The 7458-nt window shown below is 43.8% G+C and carries 6 protein-coding genes and 2 pseudogenes; all 8 read left to right on the forward strand.

The features are described from left to right. The first annotated feature begins 129 nt into the window (after window positions 1-129). A complete protein-coding gene (locus AACS98_RS09555) occupies window positions 130-813 on the forward strand; it encodes an S-layer homology domain-containing protein (protein WP_197480128.1) in 684 nt (227 codons plus the stop codon). Between the two features lie 343 nt (window positions 814-1156). Beyond that, window positions 1157-3064 (forward strand): 1-deoxy-D-xylulose-5-phosphate synthase, encoded by a 1908-nt coding sequence (dxs, locus tag AACS98_RS09560; protein WP_066378832.1) that lies wholly within the window; start codon window positions 1157-1159, stop codon window positions 3062-3064. A 576-nt stretch (window positions 3065-3640) separates the two neighbouring features. Beyond that, complete coding sequence (gene typA, locus AACS98_RS09565) at window positions 3641-5431, forward strand: translational GTPase TypA (RefSeq protein WP_066378833.1); 1791 nt, start codon at window positions 3641-3643, stop codon at window positions 5429-5431. A 189-nt stretch (window positions 5432-5620) separates the two neighbouring features. Then, the gene (locus AACS98_RS09570) at window positions 5621-5845 is read left to right on the forward strand and encodes a hypothetical protein (protein ID WP_066378835.1); all 225 of its coding nucleotides are present in this window, start codon (window positions 5621-5623) and stop codon (window positions 5843-5845) included. Between the two features lie 62 nt (window positions 5846-5907). Next, window positions 5908-6135 (forward strand): type II toxin-antitoxin system Phd/YefM family antitoxin, encoded by a 228-nt coding sequence (locus AACS98_RS09575; protein WP_066378837.1) that lies wholly within the window; start codon window positions 5908-5910, stop codon window positions 6133-6135. Further along, on the forward strand, window positions 6132-6518 hold the full coding sequence (locus AACS98_RS09580) for a type II toxin-antitoxin system VapC family toxin (RefSeq protein ID WP_066378839.1): 387 nt from the start codon (window positions 6132-6134) through the stop codon (window positions 6516-6518). Before AACS98_RS09575 ends, AACS98_RS09580 begins: the two co-directional genes overlap by 4 nt. An 82-nt stretch (window positions 6519-6600) precedes the next feature. Further along, window positions 6601-6954, forward strand: a pseudogene (locus AACS98_RS09585) (hypothetical protein). Further along, window positions 6951-7458: pseudogene (locus AACS98_RS09590) on the forward strand (DUF58 domain-containing protein); the annotation flags it as partial. The pseudogenes AACS98_RS09585 and AACS98_RS09590, both read left to right, overlap by 4 nt.

Below are 7458 nucleotides of genomic sequence, written 5' to 3' on the forward strand. Positions count from 1 at the left end.
CCCCAATCCCCAGTCCTCAACCTCGGCAACCTTAACCAATAAAAATGTGTCAACATAATCAGTGCGTGATGGGTTACGTCCCGCCAGTTATTGTAGATACAGAGAAGCAGATTTCCAGTGGTAAGAACTATGCGCCCTTGGCTAAGTACATTTTCTTTAGTGCTACTACTCCAAAGCTTCCCGGTAATTGTGCCAGCCCAGGCGAGTGAAACTCATGCGGGAGTGACATCAGCAGCAATTGAAGAAGTAGTTGCTGCCAAGTTGATGACTAATGCACCGGATGGTAACTTTTATCCAGAACGGTTGATGAGTCGTGCAGAATTAGCCACGATTTTAGTTAAAGCCTTTCATTTAGATAAGCGTGAAGCCGCTAAACAAGACAAATCTGTACCTGTATCAGATGTTCCCTCATCTCACTGGGCATACCAAGATATCCAGACAGTGTTGAAAACAGATGTGATGAGAGGTTATCGGGGTAATTTGTTTTTCCCTAATCAAAGAGTCACCAGGGCAGAAGGTTTAGCGATTTTTGCTCAAGCTTACGGCGTGTTTCAGTTTGGTGATGATACAGTTAATGATATTTTAGCCCCATACCCAGATGCGAAGATTATACCTAATTGGGCAAGAAGAGCGATCGCCACAGTAGTAGCAGAAGGATTTATTAACACTGATGCCGAGAATCATCTAGCCCCCTTAAAACCTATGACTCGCGGGGATATGGCACATCTGTTGAGTAAATATTTGCAAAGACAGCAAAAGCAACCGGAAATGCCAGAAGTTCCCAGTGCTACTAACTCCCCAGCACCTCTGTAATTTCAAACAGCACACAGCCAAAAAGCAGAAGTTAAAATATTACATCCCTACACTGTGGACTGTTGATGCTCAAATTGGAGATATATTGCTGTTTTACCTGGACAATTGTCTATTTCGCTACTTTTAAAACCTGCGAATAATTACATACTTTATAGTAAGTTTGCGGTCTAAACTTAGAAGCCTACTGATTAAGAATAAATCCTGACAACCTTTTACCTAATTACCCACGTTTGGCAATTACATTTTAGACTGCTACTTAGTGACAGTCTAATTCTGCCGATAACCCGACCGTGGGAAAATCAGAATACCAAAAGTTAGAGATTAGAGAGGAAAACGCTATAATATGCACTTGAGTGAAATCACCCATCCTAATCAGTTGCACGGTTTATCTATCCGGCAACTGCAACAGATCGCCCGCCAAATTCGAGATAAACATTTACAAACGGTAGCCGCAACTGGTGGACATCTGGGGCCTGGCTTGGGTGTTGTAGAGTTAACACTAGGGCTTTACCAGACTTTAGATTTAGACCGAGATAAAGTGATTTGGGATGTAGGACACCAAGCTTATCCCCACAAACTGATCACAGGACGGTACAACGACTTCCACACCCTCAGACAAAAAGACGGAATTGCTGGTTATCTCAAGCTGTGTGAAAACAAATTCGATCACTTTGGTGCAGGCCACGCTTCCACCAGTATCTCAGCAGCCCTAGGTATGGCTTTAGCACGAGATATGAACGGGGAAAAATTTAAAGTCGCGGCGGTAATTGGTGATGGTGCTTTAACTGGTGGTATGGCTTTAGAAGCCATCAACCACGCCGGACACTTACCCAAAACTAACCTGTTGGTGGTTCTCAACGACAATGAGATGTCCATCTCTCCGAATGTGGGTGCTATTCCTCGCTACCTCAACAAAATGCGTCTCAGTCCGCCAATGCAGTTCTTCAAAGATAATTTTGAGGAACAGGTGAAACATATTCCTTTTGTGGGTGAATCTTTATCCCCCGAACTAGGACGCATCAAAGAAGGGATGAAGCGTTTAGCAGTTCCCAAAGTAGGCGCAGTTTTTGAAGAACTGGGCTTTACTTACATGGGGCCAGTAGATGGGCATAATTTGGAAGAATTAATCGCTACCTTCCAACAGGCGCATCAAATCGCCGGGCCTGTGTTAGTCCATGTGGTGACAGTGAAGGGCAAAGGTTATGAAATTGCGGAAAAAGACCAAGTAGGCTATCACGCCCAAAACCCCTTTAACTTGGCAACAGGTAAAGCGATTCCTTCTAGCAAGCCCAAACCCCCGGCTTATGCTAAAGTCTTTTCTCATACTCTCGTCAAACTTGCCGAACAAAACCCTAAAATTATCGGTATTACGGCAGCGATGGCGACAGGTACAGGTTTAGATAAACTGCAAGCTAAATTACCCAATCAATATATTGATGTCGGTATCGCTGAACAACACGCCGTGACATTGGCGGCAGGGTTAGCTTGTGAAGGTATGCGTCCTGTAGCGGCGATTTACTCTACCTTCCTGCAACGGGCTTATGACCAGATTATCCACGATGTCTGTATTCAAAACCTACCAGTATTTTTCTGCCTCGATAGGGCGGGAATTGTGGGCGCGGATGGCCCTACTCACCAAGGGATGTATGACATAGCCTATCTGCGTTGTATTCCTAATATGGTGTTGATGGCACCAAAAGATGAGGCAGAATTGCAACGGATGATTGTAACTGGTATTAACCATACCAGCAGCCCAATTGCGATGCGTTTCCCTCGTGGTAATGGTTACGGTGTGCCTCTGATGGAAGAAGGTTGGGAACCTTTGGAAATTGGTAAAGGTGAAATTCTCCGCAATGGCGAGGATGTGTTAATCGTCGGCTATGGTACAATGGTTTACCCCAGTATGCAAGCGGCGGAAATTCTCAGCGAACATGGTATTGAAGCGACTGTGATTAATGCCCGGTTTGTTAAACCTTTGGATACAGAATTAATTTTACCTTTAGCTAAGAAAATTGGGCGTGTAGTCACTCTTGAAGAAGGCTGTGAAATGGGTGGCTTTGGTTCAGCTGTCGCAGAAGCCTTGTTAGATGCTGATGTGCTAGTTCCTGTGAAACGCATTGGTATTCCTGATGTGTTGGTGGAACACGCTACACCAGATGAATCAAAAGCCGAATTAGGATTAACTAGCCGTCAAATTGCCGAAAGAGTGTTAACTGCTTTCTTTCAGAAACAAGCATCGGCTGTTGTGTAGTTAATTTCTGGTTGTTAGTCTAAGCTTTCGTGAAATAACCCCTGTTTTTAGGGGTTATTTTTATTTGAGATTCTTAAACAATGTGCTTTCCATTTAAACCTATCCCCTACAAATGTAGAGACGTTTCATGAAACGTCTCTACATCTTCCCCCATTCCCTTGTAGGGAAGGGGGGTGAGGGGGGTTAGGTTAGAGAGACTTTCAGACTTTCAGAGTGACAATAATAATTTGCACACACACTTATTATGATGTGATTTTACGACGGAAGCGATCGCAATTCTTAGCCTATGTTTCTAGATATCATCAACTCATTGTTAACTTTGGCACATTTATTCAATAAATCTCCTGACAAAAGTTGAGAATCTATGTTTATGTGAACTGAAAACCCACTGAGTTCACAAGCCGCTTGATTTCTCCGTCGCAGCCCCATTTACAAAGTCGCCTACAATTGTGACAATTAAGCTAGAATTATTAAAGGTTCTTTACAGAATTTGCCTAACAAACCCAATTCTGTTAAAGCAGCCGAGCAATTAATTGTAAATCTACAAACTCCCTCTAGAGTTAACACTAAGTTTCTATGACGCTTCCCATTCGTAACGTCGCCATTATCGCCCACGTAGACCACGGCAAAACCACCCTGGTTGATGCACTCCTGAGACAGTCCGGCATTTTCCGAGAAGGTGAAGACGTTCCGGATTGCGTCATGGACTCCAACGACCTAGAACGGGAACGGGGGATTACGATTCTGGCGAAAAATACAGCAGTTCGCTACAAAGATACACTCATCAATATTATTGATACCCCTGGACATGCTGACTTCGGTGGCGAAGTGGAACGGGTTCTGGGTATGGTTGACGGTTGTATCCTGATTGTAGATGCTAATGAAGGCCCGATGCCTCAAACACGCTTTGTGTTGAAAAAGGCATTAGAAAAAGGACTACGCCCGATTGTTGTGGTTAACAAAATCGACCGTCCCCAAGCAGAACCCTACGGTGCAGTAGACAAGGTATTCGATTTGTTCGTGGAATTAGGCGCGGATAATGACCAGTGCGATTTCCCCTATCTGTTTGCCTCTGGTTTGTCTGGTTTCGCTAAAGAATCCTTGGAAGATGAATCCAAGGATATGCAACCCTTATTTGAAGCGATTTTACGACACGTTCCACCCCCAGTTGGTGATGCTAGCAAGCCTCTGCAATTGCAAGTTACAACCCTAGATTATTCTGAATATCTAGGACGGATTGTGATTGGTAGAATTCACAACGGTAAAATCCAGGCTGGACAACAAGCTGCTTTGGTAACAGAAAGTGGCGCAATTGTCAAGTCTAAAATCAGCAAATTGCTAGGTTTTGAAGGTTTGAGGCGGGTAGAATTAGAAGAAGCTTCCGCCGGTTATATTGTAGCGGTGGCTGGTTTTGCGGATGCCAATATTGGGGAAACAATTACAGACCCCAACGAACCGCAAGCTTTACCATTAATTAAAGTAGATGAGCCTACTTTACAGATGACCTTCTGGGTGAATGATTCACCTTTTGCGGGTCAAGAAGGTAAACTGGTGACATCTCGACAAGTGCGCGATCGCCTATTCCGCGAACTAGAAACTAACGTAGCCCTGCGCGTCGAAGAAACCGACTCCCCCGATAAATTCCTGGTTTCCGGTCGTGGTGAACTACACCTGGGTATCTTAATTGAAACCATGCGCCGTGAGGGTTACGAGTTCCAAGTATCCCAGCCACAGGTAATTTACCGCGAAGTTAACGGTCAACCTTGCGAACCTTATGAATTGTTAGTGTTAGACGTGCCTTCAGATGCAGTTGGTAGCTGTATCGAACGTTTAGGACAACGTAAAGGCGAAATGCAAGATATGCAGCCTGGGGTTAGCAACCGCACCCAGTTAGAGTTTGTCATACCCGCCCGTGGTTTGATTGGTTTCCGTGGTGAATTCATGCGGATGACCCGTGGTGAAGGTATCATGAACCACAGTTTCTTAGATTATCGTGCGATTTGTGGCGAAATTGAAGCCCGTAACAAAGGCGTGTTGATTGCCTTTGAAGAAGGTGTTTCTACCTTCTACGCCATGAAGAACGCAGAAGATAGAGGTTTATTCTTTATTACTCCCGGTACTAAAGTTTACAAGGGTATGATTGTCGGTGAACACAACCGTCCCCAAGACTTAGAACTGAATGTCTGCAAAACCAAGCAGTTAACCAACCACCGCGCATCCGGTGGCGACGAGTTGGTACAGTTGCAAGCACCTGTAGAAATGAGTCTCGAACGGGCGTTAGAGTACATCGGCCCCGATGAGTTGGTGGAAGTTACACCCCAATCTATTCGCCTAAGAAAGATGGCGAAGAAGTTGGCGAAAAGATAAGTAAAGTTACTTAAATAGATTTATAAAGCCCGCCAATGCGGGCTTTTTGTTTTTTATTTATCTTGAATACACACCTAAGACATGAGCTTTTACATACATTATTCCAAGGAATTTTGCCTGTGAATAATTCCGCAGTTGTTATCAAGACAATCTCTTGCTTATAGAAAAGGAGCGTATCGGTTAGCATGGATGGTTAATATACTTTTACTTAGTCAAGCTAATAGACGCATTTTATTTCTGGAGGCATTGATTGTGACAAGAACAATATGGATAGTTGATGCAGCTTATCTAATGAAAGCAGCTTGTTGGAATGGAGAGAGGCTTCAAAAGCTGATTCTTGTATTGCTGGAGAGACGGTTTCATCCTGTTGGGATACGCGATCGCTTATTAGCGAGACGCAACGCACAAGGCTAAACTGAAGCAAAAGCTGACAAAAAAGCTATATTCAAAACATCGGGTTTTGGTAAAAACTATCAATGCACCAAGTTAATTTGAAAGAAGCTGAGACTCGCCTAGCACAACTAATTGAAGAGGCAGCTGGTGGAGAAGAAGTCATTATCACACGCAGTGATGGCACATCTTTCAAAATCGTGCCGCTTGGTCGAGTGGAAGCACGCCCCAAGTTTGGTAGTGCTAGGGGTTTAGTAAAAATGTCAGACGATTTTGATGAGCCATTGGCAGATTTTGAGGAATACGCACCATGAGGCTCATGCTCGACACCCATACGTTTTTATGGTTTATTGAGGGCAGTTTGAATCTCAGTGAGACGGCAAAAAATCTGATTGAAGATCAGCAAAATCAAAGGTTTTTGAGCATTGCCAGTCTTTGGGAAATGTCTATCAAAGTCAGTATTGGCAAGCTACAACTAGACATGACTTTTACTGAGTTGGTTAAGCAACAGGTCTATGGTAACGCTATTGAATTACTGGAAATACGACCAGAACATTTAGATGAGTTAGCAAAGTTGCCTTTTTGCCATAGAGATCCATTTGATCGACTGATAATTTCTCAAAGTTTGGTGGAGAGCATACCGATAGTTACTAAAGACAGTGTGTTTGAAAGCTATCCTGTGCAAATATTGTGGTGAATTGTACCACCTTGATCAAGTCACTAAGGAAGTTAAAAACGAAATGGAAGATGAATTACGTCCTGAGTACGACTTCGCTCAAATGGAAGGGGGGGTTAGAGGTAAATATGTTGAGCGACTAGATAAAAATCGTCCGATGACGACAATCACAATTCGCATTCCCGAAGATGTCATCGAAGATTTGAAAAGAATAGCACCATTACTGGGATTTTCTGGCTATCAACCATGAGTTCGTGCTTATATTGGTCAAGGACTCAGGGCTGATATGGAACGATTAGACAGTGATACTGTGTCAGCACTTATCGCTAGCCTCAAGCGTCATGGCGTGAGCGATGAGATAATCAATGAAGCCCTCAGCGAAGTGACTCAAAGATGGTTAAATTGCGGCGCGACTACTGTGAATTTTCATGAGTGTTGGGTTAAAACGGAAACATGAAAATTATCAAACCCATCACTAACTGGTTAGAAACCCATGCTAGCACCCCAGCATACACCGGTTGGATACTAGCGGCAATTGCTGTTTGTTTTTTTGGTGCAGCTATTAATACAATGGCTGGCTGTATGCCATTAGCGGCGTGAGTTTTGCATTATTAGGTATAGCAGCATTTTTACCAACGCGATCGCTCACTGGTATCTCTGTCACCCGTCGCTCAATTCAACCTGTATCCGCAGGGGATGACTTAATCTTAGAATTACAAATTCACAACCCCACTAAGCAACCTGTCAGCTTACTGTACCGTTGGTCATATTCCCAGCCTACCCAAAATCGAGGGATATATCGCTGGCACACTGTGGAATTGGTGACAGGCGCACCTTTAGGATTATTCTGGAGTCGCCGTCAACGCCACTGTGAAGCTACAGCTATTGTTTATCCGACAGTATTACCTTTAAAAACTTGTCCCCTAGTAGATGAATTAGGACAGGAAGAAAGTCAAAGAAG

Source organism: Anabaena sp. CA = ATCC 33047 (genome assembly GCF_963870205.1).
Classification (GTDB): domain Bacteria; phylum Cyanobacteriota; class Cyanobacteriia; order Cyanobacteriales; family Nostocaceae; genus Trichormus.